Genomic DNA, 20835 nt, shown 5'->3' with positions numbered 1-20835 from the left:
TTAGGCGACGAAAGAGGGACGAATGGGCACAACCCTCGCAGTGCGGGCTCGAGGGATCAGCAAGTACTTCGGCGAGGTCGTCGCGCTCGACGGTGTGGACGTGGAGGTGGAGCAGGGGCGGATCCACGGGCTGGTCGGCCCGAACGGCGCGGGGAAGACGACGTTGCTGGGTCTGCTGCTGGGTCTGTCGGTGCCCGATGAGGGGCAGATCGAGGTGTTGGGCACGGTGGTGGGGCGGGCGTTGACCGCTCCGGATGGGGTCGCGGGGTTTGTTGAGGGGCCGGGGTTGTATCCGTCGTTGACCGCCCGGCGCAACCTCGCCGCGCTGGCCGCGTTGCGGGGCGAGGGTGTGAGCGGGATCGATGAGGCGTTGCACGACGTGGGACTCACCGATGTCGCCGACGATCGGGTCCGGGGCTTCTCCCTGGGGATGCGGCAACGGCTCGGGCTGGCCGCGGCCCTGTTGACCAAACCGCGGCTGCTGGTGCTCGACGAACCCTCCAATGGCCTGGATCCCGCGGGCAAGAGGCACGTTCATGGTGTGCTCAACCGATTGGCGGCGGACGGAACCGCGGTTGTGCTGTCCAGCCACCGGATGGACGACGTTGAGGCATTGTGTTCTGAGGTCACGATTCTGGCCACCGGGCGCGTGGTGTTCACCGGTCCGCTGAGCAAACTCTCCGCCGACAACCGGGAACTCGACTACCGGCTGCGCACCTCCGACCCGGACGCCGCCCGCAAGGTCGCCGCCGACACACCGGGTCTGCAGCTTGCCGAGGACACCGGGAGGCAGGACAACGGCGTGCTTGTGGTGCGCGGCTTGGTGCCCGCGCTCGACGAACTGGTGGTGCGCCTGGTGAACGCGAGCATCGCAGTGCGGGAGTTCGCGCCGACGGTGTCACCGCTGGAAGTCGCGTTCCTGGACCTCACCGAACAGCAGGAGGCCGGCCGATGACCGTGGTCGACGCCCCGGTGGCCCGTCCCGTCCCGGTGACGCGCGGCTACCGGTTCGAGCTGGTCAAACTGCTGTCCCAGTGGCGGATCCGGCTGTTGGTGATCGCGTGCTGGATCGCGCCCGCGCTGTTCGTCGCGGCGGTGAGCCAGCAGAGTTCGCTGCCGGTGGACACCTTGTTCGGCCGGTGGATGAACGCCACCGGGTGGGCCGGACCGTTGGTGATGCTCGGCTTCGCTGGCGTGTATGCGTTGCCGCTGTTGACATCGCTGGTCGCCGGGGACGTGTTCGCCGCCGAGGACCGGCTCGGCACGTGGCGGCATCTGCTGGTGGCGGTGCGGTCCTACCGGCACATCTTCTTGGCCAAAACGCTGGCTAGCCTAACCGTGATTCTGTTGCTGGTAGCCGGAATGGCCATCTCCAGCGCCGTCGGCGGGCTCGTGGCGGTCGGCGGCCAGGACCTGGTCGGCCTCGATGGTCACCTGCTCGGCTCGGCCGACGCGTTCGCCCGGGTCCTGCTCGCGTGGGTGTCGGTGCTCGCCCCGACGCTCGCCCTCGCCGCGATCGGCCTGCTCGGTTCTGTCGCGTTAGGACGGTCACCGATGGGCTTGCTGCTGCCCGTGGTCGTCGCCCTCGCGCTCGATCTCGCCCAGATGCTGCCGATGCCGGTCGCCGTCCGGCTCGCCCTGCCCAGTTACGCCTTCATCGCCTGGAACGGTCTGTTCACCAGCCCCGCCCAGCTCGGCCCGCTGCTGATCAGCATCGCGGTCTGCCTGGTCTGGGCGGTGACCGCGACCGCGTTGGCGTACATGCTGTTCCTGCGGCGCGACTTCACCAGCGCCAGCTACGAAGGCACAGGCCGGCGCGCGATCACCGCCGGGGCACTGCCGCTTGTCGGCCTCATCGGCGCCGCGGTCGTGATCATCGCCGCGGCGACCCCGGCGCTCGGATCAGGGATCGACCAGGACAAGGTGCAACGGTCGGTCGCCACCGCGTTCGGACACCTCTACCGCCTGCAAGCCGGGCAGCTCAACCGGCCGGACGTCACCGAGGAGCAACTGGCGGCGACGGCCGCCTGCACCAAAGGCGACGGCCTGATCGCTGCCGAGGGACCCGGAAACGACTGGCGCTGCGTGGTTTCGTGGCACCTGCCCGGCGTCGCGGCCACCGGCTCGGCGATCTACCAGCTCGACATCACCTCCGACGGACACTACGTCGCCGACGGCGACGGACCCAAGGAAGTCAACGGCTACTTCCAGGTGCGGACCCCGGCCGGGGACCAGCCCAACCCCTTGTGGCAGTTCGACGGGAACGTCGAGCTGCTGTCCACCACCTCGAAGGGATAGGTCAATGCAGGTGACGCGCCGCCGCCGGCGTGTCGAGAAGGGACGTTCCCGCCTTCTCGGTGCACGCAGCGGCCGCAGGTTACGTCTCGCTACATCCGGCATCTCCACGGTGGCCCTGGTCGCGGTCGGTTCCGGTGTCGGATCCGCCTCGACCGAAGGGTTCGGCACCTACCAGGTCGGCCAGACCACCGACCAGGGCCTGGTCGTGTCCGCCGACCAGTTCGTCGACCCGATCGGCGAACGGCTTGTCGTACCCAACGGCAAGATCATGGCCTCCACCGTCAGCCCCGACCGCACTCATCTCGCGGCACTCACCACCGACGGCGGGATCGCGCTGACGATCGTGGACCTCAACGGCTGGAAAGTGCAGCAGCTGATCGGCAACTCCGCCACGGCCAACCTGCGCATTCCCGGCAACGACGTCGGCCAGGAAGGCCCCACCTACTCGCCCGACGGTAAAACCCTGTGGCTGCCCCAAACCGACGGCTACCGCCGGTTCACGGTCAACCCCGATGGCACTGTCGCCAACCCGACGTTCGTCACGATCGCGGCCGACGGCCCCAAGCACGCGCTGGTCGCCCAGGCGGTGTTCTCGGCCGACGGCTCGACCGTGTACGCCGCCGTCAACGGCCAGAACCGTGTCGTCGCCCTGAACGCCACGACCGGGGCGATCCTGCAGAGCTGGGCCGTGGGCAACGCGCCACGCGACCTGGTCCGGGTCGGCACCAAGATCTACGTCAGCAACGAAGGCGGCCGCACCGCGGTCCCCGGCGACGCGACGCTGAACTCCTACAACACCCAGGTCCCGGCCGACCCGTTCACCGGCGCCACCACCACCGGCACGGTCAGCGTGATCGACCTGGCGACACCGGGCGCCGCGGTCAAGAGCATCGACGTCGGCCTGCACCCGACCGCGCTGTACAACAAGAACGGCGTGCTGTTCGTCGCGAACACCAACAGCAACACCGTGTCCGTCATCGACACCTTCAGCAACAAGGTGGTCCAGACGATCGCGACCCAGCCGTGGCCGGAGGCGAGCGTCGGCTACGAGCCCGACGGCATCACCGTCACCGACGACGGCCACCTGCTGGTGACGCTCGGCCGCGCCAACGCGGTCGCCGTGTACCGCTACCACAACCGGGCGCAGGAACCTGTGAGCTACATCGGTTTGCTGCCAACGGACTACTTCCCGGGCGCGGTCACCTCCATCGGGTCCACCGTGCTGATCTCCAACACCCGCGGCATCGACGCCCGCCGCAAGCCCACCGGGCACGGCACGCACGACACCACCGGCAGCGTGCAGAGGTTCCGGCTGCCCGACGACCACACCATCCGCGGCTACACCGACAAGGTGTTCCGGCAGAACGGATGGACCCACAACGCCGCCGAAGCCGCCGACGACGACGCCAATCACAATGGCAACAAGAAGCCCGTGCCGGTACCGAGGCGGCTGGGCGACCCGTCCACGATCAAGCACGTGTTCCTGATCGTCAAGGAGAACCGGACGTACGACCAGCAGTTCGGGGACGAACCGCGCGGCAACGGCGACCCGTCGCTGATCCAGTTCGGCGAGAACGTCACGCCGAACCAGCACGCCCTCGAGCGCCAGTTCGGGTTGTACGACAACACCTACGACATCGGCACCAACTCCGCCGAGGGCCACAACTGGCTGATGCAGGCCGACGACCCCGAGTACACCGAATCCTCGGCGGGGGAGTACCTGCGCAGCTACGACACCGAGGACGACGCGCTGGGCCACCAGGCGTCCGGCTTCCTGTGGACCGGCGCCCAGGCGGCCGGCCACACCGTGCGGGACTTCGGTGAGTTCCACCAGTTCCTGAGCAAACCGGCCGGCGCCACCTGGCAGAACCTGTACTGCGACGCCAAGAACATGGCTTCCACGGGGCAGAACACGGCCTACCCGCTGGTGTCCTCGTCGCCGATCCCGTCGCTGAACTCCGTGTCGGTGCCCGGGTTCCCCAAGTTCGACACCGACGTACCGGACATCTACCGGTACGAGATCTGGAAGAAGGACTTCGACGCGCACGGGCCGGCCGGCCTGAACATGTTCTGGCTGTCCAGCGACCACACCGGCGGGCCGCCGAACGGGGCCGCCCAGGTCGCCGACAACGACCTCGCCACCGGCAAGATCGTCGACACCATCTCGCACAGCCCGTACTGGAAGGACTCGGCGATCTTCGTCGTCGAGGACGACTCCCAGGCCGGACTGGACCATGTGGACGGTCACCGGGCGCCGATCCAGATCATCAGCCCGTGGGCGCAGCACGGCGTGGTGGACAGCGACTACTACACGCAGATCACGATGATCCGGACCATCGAGCAGATCCTCGGCATCCGGCCGATGAACCAGAAGGACAGCGCGGCCACGCCGATGACCGCGGCGTTCAGCCAGCAGCCGGACTTCACGCCGTACACGTTCGTGCCCAACAAGACCTCGCTGACCCTGGGCCTGAAAACCATGCCCCCGTGCGGCGAGGACACCATCCCGCCGCAGCTCGCCGCCGCCCAGCCGTCGACCACGGTCCCGGCGGACAAGCAGGCGGTGGCCGCCCAGTGGCAGGAATGGCAGACCCACCAGCGGCTGACCGGCCCGAACGCCACCGCCGACTACGCCAACCCGGCCCAGATGAACCACTTCACCTGGTACCAGACGCACGCCTGGACCAAGCCGTACCCGGGCGAGGACAAGGTCTTCGCCCCGGACCAAGTGCCCGGCGCGTACATCCGCGCCGCGGAAGGCGACGGCTGACGCTCATCGTGTGACACCAAGGGGTCCCTGGCCGCCGGCCAGGGACCCCTTGTGGCACTCGGGCGAGGACTACCGACAAATATTTTTGTCTTGACATCGATCATTGTCGGTGCGAGGGTTGGCGCATGGTCGATACGGCGCGCTTCGAAGACCACCTGAGCGCCGGCAACTGGAGGGCACCATGCGCAAGCTGATCCTGGGTTTCTACGTCTCCATCGACGGCAAGAGCGCGGACGCGGACAACGGCATCCGCGACGTCATGATGGGCATCGACGACACCGAGCAGGAGGAGTACTTCGTCAACCAGCTGTGGGAGGCCGGGGCCTTCCTCATGGGCCGCAACACCTATGCGGCCATGGCCGGGTTCTGGCCCACCTCCGGCCACCCGTCGGCCAAGGCGATGAACGAGATCCCCAAGGTCGTGTTCTCCCGCACCCTGCGGTCGGCGGACGACTGGCCCGAGACCCGGATCGCCAGCGGTGACACGGCGGAGGAGATCGCCAAGCTGAAGGCCGAGCCCGGCAAGGATCTCGTCGCGGCGGGCGGCACCGCGTTCATGCACTCGCTGATCAAGCTCGGCGTGGTCGACGAGTACCGGCTGTGGGTGCTCCCGGCCGTCACGGGCAAGGGCGCGGCGCTGTTCCCGGAACTGGACGAGGCCGTGCGGCTCCGCCTGGTGAAGAGCACGGCCTTCCCGTCCGGGGTCCTCGAACTGCGGTACGTGCCCGCCGACAAGTAAGGCAAGGAGGTACCGGCAGACCCTCCTTCAGCCCCGCCAGGCGCATACCCTGGGGTGATGGGCGAGATCGATCAGCGGGCCGAGGTCCGGGAGTTCCTCAGCTCGCGGCGGGCGCGCATCACGCCCGAGCAGGCAGGACTGCCCGCGTATGGCGGCAACCGGCGGGTCAAGGGCCTGCGCCGCGAAGAGGTGGCGCTGCTGGCCGGTGTGTCGATCGACTACTACGTGCGCATGGAACGGGGCAACCTCGCCGGGGCGTCGGACAGTGTCCTGGACGCGTTGAGCCGCGCGTTGCGGCTCGATGAGGCCGAGCGCGAGCACCTGTTCGCCCTGGCCCGGGCCGCGCATCCGGATGCGCGGCGCCGTCCGACGGCCACCACTGTGCGTCCGGCCGTGCAGCAGGTGCTGGACGCCATTTCCGACGCGCCGGCCTGGGTGCGCAACGGGCGCCATGACATCGTGGCGATGAACCGGCTCGGCCGCGCCCTGTACGCCCCGGTGCTGGCCGATCCCCGGCGACCGGCGAACACCACCAGGTTCGTGTATCTCGACCCGGCCGCACGGGAGTTCTTCGTCGACTGGGACCGCATCGCCAACGACGCCGCCGCGATGCTGCGCCTGGAGGCGGGGCGCAACCCGCACGACCGGGCCCTGATCGAACTGGTGGGCGAGCTGTCCACGCGCAGCGAGGTCTTCCGGCGCCGCTGGGCTTCGCATGACGTGCAATACCACCGCAGTGGGCAGAAGCGGTTGCGTCATCCGGTTGTGGGACAGCTGGATCTGAACTTCGAGTCGATGGAACTGCCGTCGGAGCCCGGTCTCACGTTGAACGTCTACACCGCGGCCGCGGGTACGCCCACCGCCGACGCTCTGAAGATGCTCGCCAGCTGGGCCGCCACGCAGGACTTCGCCCAGCCGGAACAGACCGGTTGCTGAGGCTGGGGGGTTCTGGCAGTACCTGTAAGAGCAGGCCCTGCCGCGGATCCGGGCGGCGGCGTTTGATGGCGGGTGAGCAGGGAACGGTTCCTGTCATGTGCTGGAAGGATCGACTAAACGTGCGTGCCACGTTCATGTACGGCGCCGGTGATGTCCGGGTCGAGAACGTCCCCGATCCACGCCTGAGTGAGCCCACCGACGCGATCGTGCGAACGGTGCTGTCCTGTATCTGCGGCAGCGACCTGCATCCGTACCACAATCTGCCGCCGTCCGCGCAGGGCCGGCCGATGGGTCACGAGTTCCTGGGAGTCGTCGAGGAGACCGGGCCGGAGGTGTCCGGCTTCGCGGCTGGTGATCTCGTTGTGGTCCCGTTCGCGTTCCAGGACAACACTTGTGAGTTCTGCCGGGAGGGGGTGCAGACCTCGTGCCGGCACGGCGGGTTCTTCCCGGCGGACGACTCGGGCGGTGGCCAGGCGGAGGCGGTGCGGGTGCCGCAGGCCACCGGCACGCTGGTGAAGCTGCCTGTAGACGCCGATTCGGCGTTGCTGCCGTCGCTGTTGACGTTGGCTGATGTGTACGGCACCGGACACCATGCCGCTGTGCGGGCGGGTGTGAGTTCTCGTACCAGCGTGACGGTGATCGGGGACGGTGCTGTGGGGCTGCTCGCGGTGATGGCCGCGCGGCGGTTGGGTGCCGAGCGGATCATCTTGATGGGGCGGCACAAGGACCGTACCGATCTGGGTCGCGAGTTCGGTGCGACCGATGTGGTCGCCGAACGCGGCGAGGAGGGCATCGCGCTGGTGCGTGACCTGACCGGCGGCGACGGCACGCACGCGGTCTTGGAGTGTGTCGGTCTTCTGCCGGCGTATGAGCAGGCGCTTGGTGTGGTGCGCGCTGGTGGTGTGATCAGCCGGGTCGGTGTGCCGCAGTACGACGAGGCACCGATCGGCTTTCCCAGCCTGTTCGGCCGCAACCTCACCCTGACCGGTGGTCCGGCTCCGGCGCGCAACTACATCGACGAGCTGATGCCCGGCATCCTCGACGGCAGTGTCGAACCGGGCCGGGTGTTCGATCTGACCGTCGACCTCGACCACGTTCCGGACGGCTACCGCGCCATGGACCTGCGCGAGGCCCTCAAAGTCCTGGTGCGGCCCTGACCGGATTGGACGCGACGATGACCGAGTGGAATGACGACGACCTCGACCGGATCGGTGGCGCGGAGGAGTTGCAGGTGGCCTCGCAGCGGCCCGATGGCACGCTGCGCCCGTACGTGACCATCTGGGGTGTTCGTGTCGGCGACGGTATCTATGTCCGGAGTGCTTATGGCGCGGGCAATCCGTGGTTCCGCCGGGCGAAGGCCGCCGGTACGGGGCGTGTCCGGGCGGGTGGGGTCGAGCGTGACATCACCTTCGCCGAGGCCGCCCCAGGCGTGCACGGCGAGATCGACAACGCTTATCACGCCAAGTACGACCGCTACGGACCTGCAATTGTCGGTTCGGTCGTCGGTGCCAAGGCGGCGCCGGTGACTGTGCGGCTGGTCCCACGCTAGGACCTCTTCTGGAAGGACGGAATCCCGTGCAACAGCGGCCTTTGGGGCGCACCGGCGTCTCGGTCAGCGCACTGTGCCTGGGCACCATGATGTTCGGTGACTGGGGCACCAAGGACCACGACGAGAGCATCAAGATCATCCATCGGGCGCTGGACGCCGGGGTGACCTTTGTGGACACCGCCGATGTCTACTCGCAGGGCGAGTCCGAGGTCATCGTCGGCAAGGCGCTGCGGGGCAGGCGTGATGACGTCGTGCTGGCCACGAAGTTCTTCATGCCGTTGGACGAGAACCCCAACCACCGTGGCGGTTCCCGGCGGTGGATCATGACCGCGGTGGAGAACTCGTTGCGCCGGTTGGGAACCGACTACATCGACCTGTACCAGATGCATCGCTGGGATCCGGCGGTCGACCTGGACGAGACGCTGGGCGCGCTGACCGATCTGGTCCGGGCGGGCAAGGTCCGCTACATCGGCCATTCCACGTTCCCCGCGTCGACCATTGTGGAGGCACAGTGGACGGCCCGTGACCGTGGCCGTGAACGGTTCGTGACCGAGCAGCCCACGTACTCGATCCTCACTCGTGGCATCGAGAACGAGGTGCTGCCGGTGTGCCAGCGCTACGGCATGGGTGTGCTGTCGTACAGCCCGCTCGCCGGCGGTTGGCTGTCCGGCCGGTACCGCAAGGACGCCACCACCGGGCCGATGTCGGTGGCGCGGCAGCGGCTGGCCAACCGGTTCGACCTGTCTCTGCCGGAGAACCAGCGCAAGCTCGACGCCGCCGACGCACTGGCGACGCTCGCCGACGAGTCGGGGATCAGCCTGATCGACATGGCCATCGCGTTCGTGCTGCGGCATCCCGCCGTGACGTCCGCGATCATCGGCCCGCGCACGATGGACCACCTTGAGTCGCAGCTCGCCGCCGCGGAGATCACGCTGCCCGAGGACGTGCTCGACCGTATCGATCGGATCGTGGCGCCGGGTGTGACGCTCAACCCGGCGGACAACGGCTGGGCCAGCCCTTCGCTGCAGGCTTCCGCCCGCCGTCGCTGAACTGGTTCCGGGTGGGGAGCAGGCGTGATTGCACACGGCCTTCACGGGTGACGGGTCTCGTGTCAGAGCCGTGAAACCGTGTCGTGGCAACCTCCTGGTCGCTCAAGATCAGCAACTGGAGGGACACCCACGTGAACACGCAACGTCAAGCCTTCCTGGAAGACCTCGAGGCCGACTTGACCGCGGCGGCACCAAAGCAGTCCGTGGAGCGGCCGAGGCGGTCATACCGTGCTGGGGCCGCGATCGCGGCGACGGCGTTCGCGGGCCTGTCGTTCCTGTCCTCGGCCGGGATGGCCGCAGCGGCTCCGGTGAGTGTGCAGGCGTCCTGCTTCGAACCGGATCACAAGCCTTTCGACCACGTGCATTTCTGCGGGCCCACGACGACCTATTTCGACTACGAGTACACCTACTCGCCCAATGGCGGGATCACCATCTGCTACCACTTCTACGTCACGTACTCGGGGCCGTGTGCGACCGGCAGTGGCCCCAAGGACTCCTGCGCGCATTCCTGACCGATGAGCAGCCCGGTGAGCGTGCTCATCTTGGCCAAGGATGAGCAGCGTTGTATCGCCCGTTGCCTCGACAGTGTGGTCGGCCACGGCTTCGGCGTGATCGTGGCCGACACCGGGTCCACGGACGGGACACTGGGCATCGTGGCCGGATATCGGGACCATGGTGTCCGGGTGGTGCCGACACCATGGTCCGGCTCCTTTGCCGACGCGCGGAACGCGGCCCTGGAGTCTGTTGTGGACGGTTGGGTGCTGTGCCTGGACGCCGACGAGTGGCTCGCCGAGGGGGCGGCGGCGGATCTCGTGTCGTGTCTGGTGTCGTTGCGGGACAAGGATTGTTCCCAGGTGGTCCTCGCCCCGGTGATCAGGGACGTAGATCACGGCAGCTACCGTGATGACATCCCGCGGATCCTGCGGGTGGACGGTCCGGTCCGCTACCGGGGCCAGGTCCACGAGTACCTGGTCGTCCGTGGTGCTGTGGACACCCCACCGGAGCGGGTGGCCGTGGACGTCGAGATCCGCCACGACGGATACAACCCGGCCGTGTTCGCGGCGAAACGCAAGCGGGACAGGAACATGAGTCTCGTGGCGCAGGCACGCGCCAGTGACCCGGACAATCCCCGGTGGCTGTATTTCGCGCTGCGGGACGGTTTCCCGAGTCTGTCGGCCGATCAGGTGGCCGACCTGTGCGAGACCATGCGTGGTCTGACCGGGATCGAGCCGCGGACGGGTGACCGGCAGAGCGCGGCCGAGTACTACCGCTACGCGTTGAGCCTGGCGTGCCAGGGGATGGCCGGGCGGGGGAACTGGTCGCTGGTCGAGCGGTTCTGTGCCGAGCTGGAACGGCTGCGACCGGGTGGTGACCCCGACGCGCGGTATTTCCGGCTGGTGTTCGAACTGCTCCACGGCGTGCCGACCACCCGGGACCTCCTTGGCACCATCCGCCTGCGCAAGGACGACACCCTGGTGTCCACCAGCGGCCTTGACCCCGCAGGCGGCCATCTCGACGCGTTGATCGCGGCTCTGCTGGAGCGGTTGCGGGGCAGCGCGGTCGCCGAGCAGTACCGCGCGATGTCCGTGCCGTGGACCGACGGTTTCTTCAAGGAGTCACGGCCAAGGTGGTGAGGCGTTCACGGGATCACCGAAGGTGACTCGCTGTGGCTTCTCATCCCCAGTCCGTCTGCGCCTTCCGTTGTCCTTGTTGTCGTCCCCAACAGCGCAGGGAGAATTCACGTAGTGCGATACTAGGCTGTGTCGTCTGTGAGCGCCCCACTGTCCACAATCGGCGGCGCCGTTGGCGTGTTCGCGGGGACCAACATCGATGACCTAGTCGTGCTCACCGCGCTGTTCCTGGCCGCACGTACCCAGGACCGGCCGCGGCCCGGACAGATCGTGGGCGGCCAGTACCTCGGCTTCGTCGCGCTGGTGGCGGTCAGTGCCGGTGCCGCAGCGGGGCTCGTGATCGTCCCCGATCACTGGGTGGGCCTGCTCGGTCTGATCCCGCTCGCCCTCGGCATCCGCGGTCTGTGGCACGCGCGGACGCACAACGGCGATGACGCCCCACCGCTGGCGTCCGGGCTGCTGGGCGTCGCCTCGGTCACCATCGCCAATGGCGCGGACAACATCAGCATCTACACCCCGTTGTTCCGCACCCTCGGCGTCGGAGCAACAGTGCTCACCGTCGCGGTCTTCCTCGTCCTGCTCGCGGCGTGGTGTGCGGCGGGTGCCTGGCTGGGCTCGCACAAGAAGGTCGTGGACGCGCTGGACAGGTCCGGGCACTTGATCGTGCCGGTCGTGTTCATCGCGATCGGTGCCTGGATCCTCCTCGAGTCCGGGGTTCTCACTCGCTTGTTCTGAGCGGGCGAACGTCAGTCGTCGATGCGGATGGACCAGACGCTGCGGCCAAAGGTGGCGGCATACAGGGTGCGGCCGTCGCCGGTGATCTTGACGTCCAGGATGGAGGTGTTCGGCAGGCCGCGGCCGACGCGCTGCCAGTTGGTGCGGCCGTTGCGGTTGACGAACACGCCGAGGTCGGTGGCCGCGTAGAGGCGGTGGCGCTGTTGGTCGTAGGTGAGCATCTCGACCGGGCCGTTGGGCAGCCTGCCGCTGATGTTGTCCCAGGAGGTGCCGCCGTCGGTGGTCTCCCAGATGTTCGCGGCCAGGTCGCCTTCGCGGTAGCCGGAGAACGCGACGAACACGTGGTTGGCATCGGCGGGGTCGACCACGATGGAGTTGATCCACCGGGTGGGCAGGCCTTTGCCGGTGAACTCGGTCCAGGTCGCGCCGAGGTCGCCGGTCTTCCACAACCGGCCGGTGTCGGTGCCGAGGTAGATCGTCTTCGGGTCGGTCTTGGCCGGGGCGATCCAGGTGATGGTCGCGTACTCGTTGGCGTAGAACGGTCCCTTGTCGTCCTCGTCCGGCGGCACGGGTCCGGTGAGGAAGTCGCCGGGCGGGCTGATCTGGGTGAAGGTGGTGCCGCGGTCGGTCGAGCGGTCCAGGACGTTGCCGCCGAAGTAGACCACGTTGGGGTCACTGGGATCCAGGATGACCGGCGCGTCGGTGGTGATCCGGGTGGAGTGCCGCGGACCGAAGTTCACTGATGTGCCATCAGGATCCTGGTGCCGGTGGCAGACGCCGACCTGGGAGCACTCGTAGTACACGTTGTGGTCCTTGTAGTCGATCACCACTTCGTGGCCATCGCCGCCGCCGTAGGCGTTCCACTGGGTCAGGTCACCCGGCGGGGCCTTGTCGGTCCACGTCCGCACGCTTCCGTTGTCCTGCAAGCCGGTGGCCAGCCGTGAGGGGTCGTCCTGGGCGACCGCGAGGTGGTAGGACTGGTTGAACGGCTCATAAGTGGCGTGCACCCACGTGGTGGTGGCGCCGTTGGCGTCGGAGCGGTAGACGCCGCCGTCGTTGCCGAGATACACCCGGTTGGGCTGGTTCGGATCCCACTGCATCGCGTGCTGATCCGCGTGCACGCCACTGGACACACCCCAGGTGGCGCCGCCGTCGATGGATTCGCGCAGGCTCACATCCGCGGCGTACAAGTGGTTCTCGTTCTTCGGGTCGACCCACATCTTGCCGAACCACCACGCATACCCACTGCCGCCGCCTGCGCGACCGCCCGGCGCGAAACTCGTCCCGCCGTCGTTGGACACGTAGAAACCCTTGTCCGGGCCGTATTGCGTGGCGGTGATGACGTAGACGCGGTTGTGGTCGTTGGGTGCCACCGCGACGCCGATGCGGCCGAGGCTGGCGTCACTGCGCAGCCCGGTGCCGGTCTGGTCGGTGGGGGAGGTGCCGGTCACGTTCTCCAGCCGGGTCCACGTGTCGCCACCATTGTCCGAACGGAACAGTCCCGAACCGACACCGCCGTACACGCGGGCGCCGTTGTTGCGCTGGTGATCCCACAGCACCGCGTAGACCCTGTTGTGGTTGACCGGATCGATCGCCAGGTCCACGCCACCGGTGGTCCTGTTCGGCGCGGCGAGGACCAGCTGCCAGTCGCGGCCGTTGTCGGCGAGCCGGTAGATCCCGTGCTGCTGCGCGGTTCCCGACAGGTTGCCGGTTGCCGCGGCGAACACCCGCCGCGGGTTGACCGGGTCCACAAGGAGCCGCCCGATCGAACCACTACGGGACAGGCCCCATGACTGCCAGGAGCGGCCGCCGTCGGTCGAGCGGTAGACGCCGTTGCCGAAGAACGTCAACCCGCCGCCGGACGGGTTGGCCTCGCCGGTGCCCGCCCACAACGTGCCGTCGCGGCCCATTTCCAGCGAACCGAGCGCCTGCGGCAGCCGAGAGTCCCACGCGGGCTGGAAAGTGACCCCCGCATCGGTGCTGCGCCACACCCCGCCACCGGCCGCCGCGACGTAGATCGTGTTGGGGCGCCTGGGATCCACCACGAGACCGGTGATCCGCCCACCGATGTTCGATGGGCCGACCAAGCGCCAGCTCTCGCCGTTCTCCCCGAACTGCGCCGCCTGCGCGACCGCCTGTTGCACCTGGTCGTCGGTGATGTCCTGCCGGGAGGTGAACCGGTCGTTGAGGAAGTCCGCCGGTGCCTGCGGGCCGCCGTCGCCCTCGTCCTCCTCGACTTCCGCGCTGCCCGCGTCGTGGTCCTCGTCCTCGGACCCGATCATCCCCGCCGTGGCGGAGGTCAGCAGCCCGGCGATGACCACGATCGCCGCGAAGATCCCGGCCAGGCGCCAGAATCGACGCGAACCCCGCTGCAACCGGCGGAAAATGACCATAGCGCACCTCGCCTCGGGAGATCCTCACCAGCGATGCGCGCACGCTAACCCGCTGCGATCGGCATTGTCATCGGGCGATCGACGGAAAACCCTGGCGACAACAGGCAAACGCCACTGTTGGCCTACGCCGAAAGTCGTGAAACCGGCTTACCGCAGGAGAAACACATTTCCGGCATCCCCGGCGAAGGCGGCGAGGTTTGACCGCCACTTTAGCGGGAAGGTCTTGCGGGGCGGATTTGCTACCGATGTGGAGGCATGGCGTGAAAGCGGTGACGTGGCACGGCCGGCGTGACGTGCGGGTGGACACTGTTCCCGATCCGGTCATCAAGGACCCCGGCGACGTGATCATCCGGGTCACGTCGAGCGGCATCTGTGGTTCGGACCTGCACCTCTACGAGGTGATGGGGCCGTTCATGGGGGAGGGGGACATCCTGGGCCATGAGCCGATGGGCATCGTCGAGGAGGTCGGCGGCGAGGTCACCGAGCTCACGGCGGGGGACCGGGTGGTGGTGCCGTTCAACATCTCCTGCGGGACCTGCTTCATGTGCGAACAGGGACTGCAGTCGCAGTGCGAGACGACCCAGGTCCGGGAACACGGGATGGGCGCGGCGCTGTTCGGTTACACCAAGCTCTACGGGCAGGTGCCCGGTGGGCAGGCGGAGTACCTCCGTGTTCCGTTCGGCAATACGCTGCCGATCAAGGTTCCGCAGGGGCCGCCGGACGACCGGTTCGTGTACCTCTCGGACGTCCTGCCGACGGCGTGGCAGGCCGTTCACTACGCCGACGTCCCGAAGGGCGGCAGCCTGGTCGTGCTCGGCCTCGGCCCGATCGGCGACATGGCCACCCGCATCGCCCGGCATCAGGGGGCCGGCCAGGTGATCGGCGTCGACCTCGTGCCCGAACGGCTGCAACGGGCGCGGGACAACGGGATCGAGGTGCTGGACCTGCTGGAGCACGGCAACGGGCTGACCGAGGTGATCCGCGGCATGACCGGTGGCCGCGGACCGGACTCGGTGATCGACGCGGTGGGCATGGAGGCCCACGGCGCGCCCGTCGCCAAGCTCGCGCAACGGGTCACCGGGCTGCTGCCGGACACCGTGGCGGCCAAGTTCATGCAGAAGGCGGGCGTGGACCGGCTCACCGCCCTGCACCTGGCGATCGACATCGTCCGGCGCGGCGGCACGGTGTCGCTGTCCGGGGTGTACGGCGGGATGGCCGACCCGATGCCGATGCTGACCCTGTTCGACAAGCAGATCCAGCTGCGGATGGGCCAGGCGAACGTCAAGCGCTGGGTGGGCGACATCCTGCCGCTGCTGACCGACGAGGACCCGCTCGGTGTGGACGGCTTCGCCACCCATCGGGTGGCGCTCAGCGACGCCCCGATGGCCTACCAGACGTTCCAGAAGAAACAGGCCGGCATGGTGAAGGTCCTGCTCAAACCGTGACCGCCTACGCCGGTCCCACCCGCAGCCAGCGGCAGCCGTAGCGGCCGAGACGGATCGTGGCCTTCCCGTCGGCGGACACCTTGGTTGTGCCGTCGACGAGAAGGTCCGTCAGGACGCCGTCGAGCCCGTCGTAGACCAGCTGGATCTCGATGTCCTCATCCGCGAGGTTGTGTACGGCGACCACGGACTGGCCGTCGATGTGGCACCGGTGCGCGAGCACCGCGGGCGCGCCGGTGTCCAGCACCTCGAACTCGCCCCAGGCCAGCTCCGGGCAGTCGCGGTAGCGCTCGATCAGCAGCCGGATCCAGGACAGCAACGAGCGGTGGTCGCGCCGCTGGTCGGCGACGTTCACCTGCCGCGGACCGAACTCGCCGTCCACCAACGGCCTGACCAACCGCGACGGGTCGGCCGTGGAGAACCCGCCGTCCGGTGCGGAGGTCCACTGCATCGGGGTGCGGACGGCGAGCCTGCCCTCCAGCCCGAGGTTCTCGCCCATGCCGATTTCCTCACCGTAGAACAGCACGGGGGTGCCCGGCAGGCTGAACATGAGGCTGTAGGCCATCTTCGTCCGCTCGATGTCGTCGAGCATCGGTGGCAGGCGACGGCGCAGGCCGCGGCCGTAGAGCTGCATCCGTTTCTCCGGGCCGAAAGCGTCGAACACCTCCGTGCGTTCCTCGTCGCTGAGTTTGTCCAGCGTGAGCTCGTCGTGGTTGCGCACGAACGTGGCCCAGTGGCAGTCGCGCGGCGGGGTCGGACGCTCACGCAGCGCCTCCGCCAGCGGAGTGGCCTCGCGGCGAGCCATGGCCAGGTAGAACCGTTGCATCCCGATGAAGTCGAAGCACATCGTCAGTTCGTCACCGACGCTGTGCGGGTCACCGAAGAACCGCATGGTGTCCGGATAGGGCAGATTGACCTCGCCCAGCAGCACCGCTTCACCGCTGCGGCGGCTCAGGAACGCCCGCAGGTCGGCCAGGTAGTCGTGCGGATCGGGCAGCCGGGACGCGTCGGTCTGGCCCTTGGTCTCCAGCAGGAACGGCACGGCGTCCACCCGGAAGCCGGACAGGCCCAGCTCCAGCCAGAACCCCATGATCCGCGCGATCTCGTCGCGGACCGCCGGATTGGCCACGTTCAGATCGGGTTGCTGGCGGTAGAACCTGTGCAGGTAGTACTGGCCGGTCCGCTCGTCGTACTCCCAGAGGCTTTTCTCCTTGTCGGGGAACACGATCCCCTGCGGGCCGTCCGCCGGCGGCTCGTCGCGCCAGACATACCAGTCGCGGAACGCCGAGTCCCGGCTGGAGCGGGCGTTCTGGAACCACGGATGCCGGTCCGAGGTGTGGTTGACGACCAGGTCGGCGATCACCCGCAGGCCGCGGTCGCGGGCCGTGCGGACGAACTCCACGAAGTCACCCAGCGTGCCCAACCGGGGATCGACGGTGTAGAAGTCGGTGATGTCGTAGCCGTCGTCACGCTCACCGGTGGGGAAGAACGGCATCAGCCATACACACGTGGCGCCGAGCCGCGCGATGTGATCGATCTGCTGGGTCAGGCCCGCGAAGTCGCCGCAGCCGTCACCGTCGCTGTCCTGGTAGGTCTCCACGTCCAGGCAGTAGATGACCGCGTCCTTCCACCACACATCCGATGTCCGGGTCAGCCTCATGGCGTACTGGTACCCGCCGACGGCCATGGCGGAAACCGCCGCGCGGGACTAGCTTCGGAGGGTTCTCATCCTCTGCAGGATCGGATCTGCCGATGAAACGATTAACGCGCATCCCGATCGTTCTCGCAGCCACCGTCGTCGCGGTGACCGCCGCGAGCGTCCCAGAGGCGGCCGCGGCCCCGTTCGGCTACGCGAACCTGAACAAGATCCAGCAACGGCACGTCTCCGGGCTGCTGTCGGCCAACCTGAACGGCGATGATGCCGCGGGCAAGGCCCGCACCCTGGCGCCCTCGGCGATGCACCGGGCCACGGCGGCCGCGTGCGCCAACCGGTTCGGCGACAACATCAAGGTCAACCAGAACTGCCTCAACATCACCGACCCGGACCTGCAAGGCCGGGCGCAGGCACAGAACGAGACCTGGGTGTCCGCGGACCCCGGCAACGGCGCGCACCTGGTCGCCAGCTACAACGACTACCGCCGCGGTGACGGCACGTGTGGCGTCTCGTACTCACTCGACGGTGGCCGCTCCTGGGCGGATTCCACTGTTCCCAACGGGTTCGGCCGCGGCGACGCGTTCGCCGGTGGCAAACCACGCGAGTACTGGCAGGGCGGTGGTGACACCTCGACCGCCTGGGACACCAAGGGGAACGTGTACCTGTCGTGCCAGTTGTTCAACCGTGGCAACGGAACCTCGCCGAACCCGGACCAGTCCAGCGCGTTCTACGTGTTCCGGTCCACCGGCAGCAACGGCGCCTCGTTCAACTTCACCGGACGGCCCGCCGTCCAGCACGACGACACCGCCGGTGCCGGTGATTTCCTGCTGGACAAGCAATTGCTCACAGTGGACAACCACCGCGGCAGCCGGTTCGCCGACCGTGTGTACATGACGTGGACGACTTTCGCCGCCGACGGCACGGGCTACATCTACTCCGCGCACTCGGCCGACTACGGCGAGACGTTCTCCGCGCCGGTCCTGGTCAGCACCACAAGCCCCTTGTGCGACAACACTCTCGGCCTGCCGACCCCGTCCGGAACCTGCAACCAGAACCAGGACTCGCAGCCGTTCACCGCACCCGACGGCACGCTGTACGTGGTGTTCAACAACTTCAACAAGGCCGTGTCCGGAGCGGACAACCGCAGCCAGGTCCTGCTGGCCCGGTCCACCGACGGCGGCGCGAGCTTCTCGGCGCCGGTCCGCGTCGGTTTCTACTACGAGCTGCCCGACTGCGCCACCTACCAGAACGGCCAGGACCCCGGCCGGGCGTGCATCCCGGAGAAGGGCCCGTCGTTCAACTCGGTCTTCCGCGCCAGCCAGTACCCGATCGGTGCCGTCGACCCCACCCACCCCAACCGGGTCGTGGTCACCTACGGCTCCTACATCAACCGTGACTCCAACGAGCTCACCGGGTGCACCCCCGCGGGCATCGAGCCCAGCACCGCCGGGAACCTCTACACCGGAGTGAAGAACGGCACCTGCAACAACGACATCCTGCTGTCCACTTCGAACAACTCCGGCGCCAGCTTCACCGGCACCACAACGGATCCACGTGCCCTCCCGGTCGTCACCACCGCGCCAGGGCAGGCCCGCACCGACCAGTACTGGCAAGGCGCGGCGTTCGCGCCGGACGGCACCCTCGCGGTGAGCTACTACGACCGGCAATACGGCGCGGACAACAACATCGGCTTCTCCGACATCACCCTGTCCACCGCCACCGGCGCCGCATTCCGGCACACCCGCGTGACCTCGGGCAGCATGCCGCCGCCGACCCAGTTCAACGGAACGTTCTTCGGTGACTACGCCGGAATCGGCGTCACCGCGACGACGGCGTACCCGATCTGGTCGGACACCCGGCCGGTCGACCAGTTCCTGTGCCCCGGCACCGGAACCCCTGGCACACCGCCGGCGATCTGTGAAGGCGGGGCGCCCAACGCGTCCATCGCCAATGACGAGGACATCTACATCAAGGGAGTCGCCCTGAAGTGACGGTGTGAGCCCGGCGTTCCGTCGCGGAACGCCGGGCTCGCTCATCGTCAGAACGCCAGACCGGCGATCTGGCCGCCGACCGCCGCCTCGACCGGGGTGGCCGAGGTGCGCACCGCGCCGCCAGTGACCGGCAGGCCACCCGTGGGTGCGAACATGCCCAGGTTGAACGTCGACCCGGTGGGCGCCGACGCGATCGGCAGCACCGGGAAGGCGTTGCCGCCCGGGCGGACCGACGTGGAGATGTAGTCGCCGAACATCCGCCCTTGGGACGTGTTCGGGATCCACGACAGCGACATCGGCCCGGCGAGCTGGGTCGCCGCGCTCCAGCTGGTGCCGCCGTTGGCCGAGGAGATGAAGCCCGCCGTCAGCTGACAGGTCGCCGCGGTGCACGCGGAGTTCGGGTAGAAGTAGTACGTCAGGCCGATCCGGGCACTGGTGCCCGAAGTGGACGGATCGATGCCGATCCCCGGCACGAAGTGGTCCACCGTGCTGGTGGTGGCGTCGATCGGCACCCGGACCGGTGCCGCCCAGGTGGTCTCGCTGGTGGACTTGCTCAGCACGATGTCGTTGCGGGGACAGCCGGACCGGAACCGGCAGTCCGACCACGCGACATACGCGGTGCCCGCGGCGTCGATCTCCGCCGTGGGCAGGGCTTCCTCGCGCAGACCGCCCGCGGCCTCATGGTGGCTGACCGCCGAGACCAGCACGGTGGACCGCCAGCTGGCGCCGCCGTCGACCGACCGGAACGACCGGATCTGGTCATTCAGCGACAAATACGGCACCAGCACCGTCCCGTTGGGCCGCACGATGGGCTGGCCGCCGAGACCCGTGGCGTTGTCGCCGGTGGCGCGCGCCGGGCCCCAGGTGAGGCCGCCGTCGCTGGAGGTCTTCATCCGCAGGGCGTCGCCGGAGCTGGTGATGTCGTACTCGGTGTAGCAGTTGCCGAAGAACGGGCTCGTGGACGTGTTGTCGCAGACGATCCAGTTCTTGTCGTTCGACCCGGTCGCCGTGGTGACCGGGTTGCTCCACGTGAGCCCGCCGTTGGTGGACCGGCTGGTGAACACCGGCGTGTTCGGGCAGTTCACCCCCAACGTGGAGATCAGCCACACGTTGTGCTTGGCGTCAAAGGCGACCGCGGCGTCGCTGAGCTGCCCGCACGGCCCACCGGAGTTCCCCGTGGTGCCGGGCAGGAAGCCCTGCGTCCAGCTCGCGCCGCCGTTGGTGGACGTGGCGAAACCGACATTCGACGCACCACCACCCGACACCCGTCCGACCTGGAACGCGGACACGATCGTGGAACCGAACGCGAACGTGTCCGGCTCGACCTCCGTGCGGTGCTGGGCCTGCGCGTCGGTGAACGGATCGGAACTCACCTGCGTCACCGCGACGTTCGCCGAAGCCGCACCTGCGGTCACGAACAGCCCGGCGACCACAGCTGGGGGTAACAGGGCGGCGGTGAGGAACTTGCGTGTACGGAGAGACATGGTGAAGTCACCTTCTTCGGTGATCCGGGGATGGGGCCCATGACTCGGCCTCTCATCCAGCCACACCGCGTGCCGTGGGTAAATCCGCCGGGTGGCTCACGTCGAAGGTCGCCGTCCGTTGTGGACAGTGTGAAGGTGGCAAGAGCTATGTGAACAAACGTGTT

16 protein-coding genes are annotated in these 20835 nt (G+C 68.1%); 13 read left to right on the top strand and 3 right to left on the bottom strand.

Annotation, left to right across the window (positions count from 1 at the left end):
- Window positions 1-22: 22 nt before the first annotated feature.
- The 11 genes from AB0J95_RS21785 (at window position 23) to AB0J95_RS21735 (ending at window position 11707) form a co-directional block, all read left to right on the top strand.
- Window positions 23-955 carry an ABC transporter ATP-binding protein gene (locus AB0J95_RS21785; RefSeq protein WP_364760449.1) on the top strand — a complete coding sequence of 311 codons (933 nt, stop codon included), beginning with the start codon at window positions 23-25 and terminating at the stop codon, window positions 953-955.
- A complete protein-coding gene (locus tag AB0J95_RS21780; RefSeq protein WP_364760446.1) occupies window positions 952-2298 on the top strand; it encodes an ABC transporter permease in 1347 nt (448 codons plus the stop codon). Before AB0J95_RS21785 ends, AB0J95_RS21780 begins: the two co-directional genes overlap by 4 nt.
- 4 nt (window positions 2299-2302) lie before the next feature.
- Window positions 2303-5068, top strand: coding sequence for a bifunctional YncE family protein/alkaline phosphatase family protein (locus AB0J95_RS21775; RefSeq protein ID WP_364760443.1), 2766 nt, complete (start codon window positions 2303-2305; stop codon window positions 5066-5068).
- A gap of 181 nt (window positions 5069-5249) precedes the next feature.
- Entirely contained in the window at window positions 5250-5807 is a 558-nt protein-coding gene (locus AB0J95_RS21770) for a dihydrofolate reductase family protein (RefSeq protein WP_364760440.1), read from the top strand.
- A 57-nt stretch (window positions 5808-5864) separates the two neighbouring features.
- On the top strand, window positions 5865-6743 hold the full coding sequence (locus AB0J95_RS21765) for a helix-turn-helix transcriptional regulator (RefSeq protein ID WP_364760437.1): 879 nt from the start codon (window positions 5865-5867) through the stop codon (window positions 6741-6743).
- Between the two features lie 119 nt (window positions 6744-6862).
- A complete protein-coding gene (locus AB0J95_RS21760) occupies window positions 6863-7900 on the top strand; it encodes an alcohol dehydrogenase catalytic domain-containing protein (RefSeq protein ID WP_364760434.1) in 1038 nt (345 codons plus the stop codon).
- 17 nt (window positions 7901-7917) lie between these two features.
- The gene (locus AB0J95_RS21755; RefSeq protein ID WP_364760431.1) at window positions 7918-8292 is read left to right on the top strand and encodes a DUF2255 family protein; all 375 of its coding nucleotides are present in this window, start codon (window positions 7918-7920) and stop codon (window positions 8290-8292) included.
- Window positions 8293-8318: 26 nt separating this feature from the next.
- Complete coding sequence (locus AB0J95_RS21750) at window positions 8319-9341, top strand: aldo/keto reductase (protein WP_364760428.1); 1023 nt, start codon at window positions 8319-8321, stop codon at window positions 9339-9341.
- A 131-nt stretch (window positions 9342-9472) separates the two neighbouring features.
- Window positions 9473-9853, top strand: a complete 381-nt coding sequence (locus AB0J95_RS21745) for a hypothetical protein (RefSeq protein ID WP_364760425.1) — start codon at window positions 9473-9475, stop codon at window positions 9851-9853.
- Between the two features lie 15 nt (window positions 9854-9868).
- The gene (locus AB0J95_RS21740) at window positions 9869-10975 is read left to right on the top strand and encodes a glycosyltransferase family 2 protein (protein WP_364760422.1); all 1107 of its coding nucleotides are present in this window, start codon (window positions 9869-9871) and stop codon (window positions 10973-10975) included.
- Between the two features lie 135 nt (window positions 10976-11110).
- A complete protein-coding gene (locus AB0J95_RS21735; protein ID WP_364760419.1) occupies window positions 11111-11707 on the top strand; it encodes a cadmium resistance transporter in 597 nt (198 codons plus the stop codon).
- An 11-nt stretch (window positions 11708-11718) separates the two neighbouring features.
- Here the strand turns inward: AB0J95_RS21735 and AB0J95_RS21730 are convergent, their stop codons facing one another.
- On the bottom strand, window positions 11719-14100 hold the full coding sequence (locus AB0J95_RS21730) for a glycosyl hydrolase (protein ID WP_364760416.1): 2382 nt from the start codon (window positions 14098-14100) through the stop codon (window positions 11719-11721).
- 260 nt (window positions 14101-14360) lie between these two features.
- Here AB0J95_RS21730 and AB0J95_RS21725 point away from each other — a divergent pair, with 260 nt between their 5' ends.
- Window positions 14361-15545, top strand: coding sequence for a zinc-dependent alcohol dehydrogenase (locus AB0J95_RS21725; RefSeq protein ID WP_364760413.1), 1185 nt, complete (start codon window positions 14361-14363; stop codon window positions 15543-15545).
- 4 nt (window positions 15546-15549) lie between these two features.
- Here AB0J95_RS21725 and AB0J95_RS21720 read toward each other — a convergent pair whose 3' ends face one another.
- Window positions 15550-17229 (bottom strand): alpha-amylase family protein, encoded by a 1680-nt coding sequence (locus AB0J95_RS21720; RefSeq protein ID WP_364760410.1) that lies wholly within the window; start codon window positions 17227-17229, stop codon window positions 15550-15552.
- A 65-nt stretch (window positions 17230-17294) separates the two neighbouring features.
- Between AB0J95_RS21720 and AB0J95_RS21715 the strand changes: the two genes are divergently transcribed.
- The gene (locus AB0J95_RS21715; RefSeq protein ID WP_364760407.1) at window positions 17295-19187 is read left to right on the top strand and encodes an exo-alpha-sialidase; all 1893 of its coding nucleotides are present in this window, start codon (window positions 17295-17297) and stop codon (window positions 19185-19187) included.
- Window positions 19188-19234: 47 nt separating this feature from the next.
- Here AB0J95_RS21715 and AB0J95_RS21710 read toward each other — a convergent pair whose 3' ends face one another.
- The gene (locus AB0J95_RS21710) at window positions 19235-20671 is read right to left on the bottom strand and encodes a sialidase family protein (protein WP_364760404.1); all 1437 of its coding nucleotides are present in this window, start codon (window positions 20669-20671) and stop codon (window positions 19235-19237) included.
- Window positions 20672-20835: the final 164 nt, after the last annotated feature.

Origin of the sequence: Actinocrispum sp. NPDC049592 (assembly GCF_040675465.1) — a bacterium.
GTDB lineage: Bacteria > Actinomycetota > Actinomycetes > Mycobacteriales > Pseudonocardiaceae > Kibdelosporangium.
Note: the sequence above shows the minus strand (reverse complement) of the source record. Positions and strands in the feature narration are given on the sequence as shown.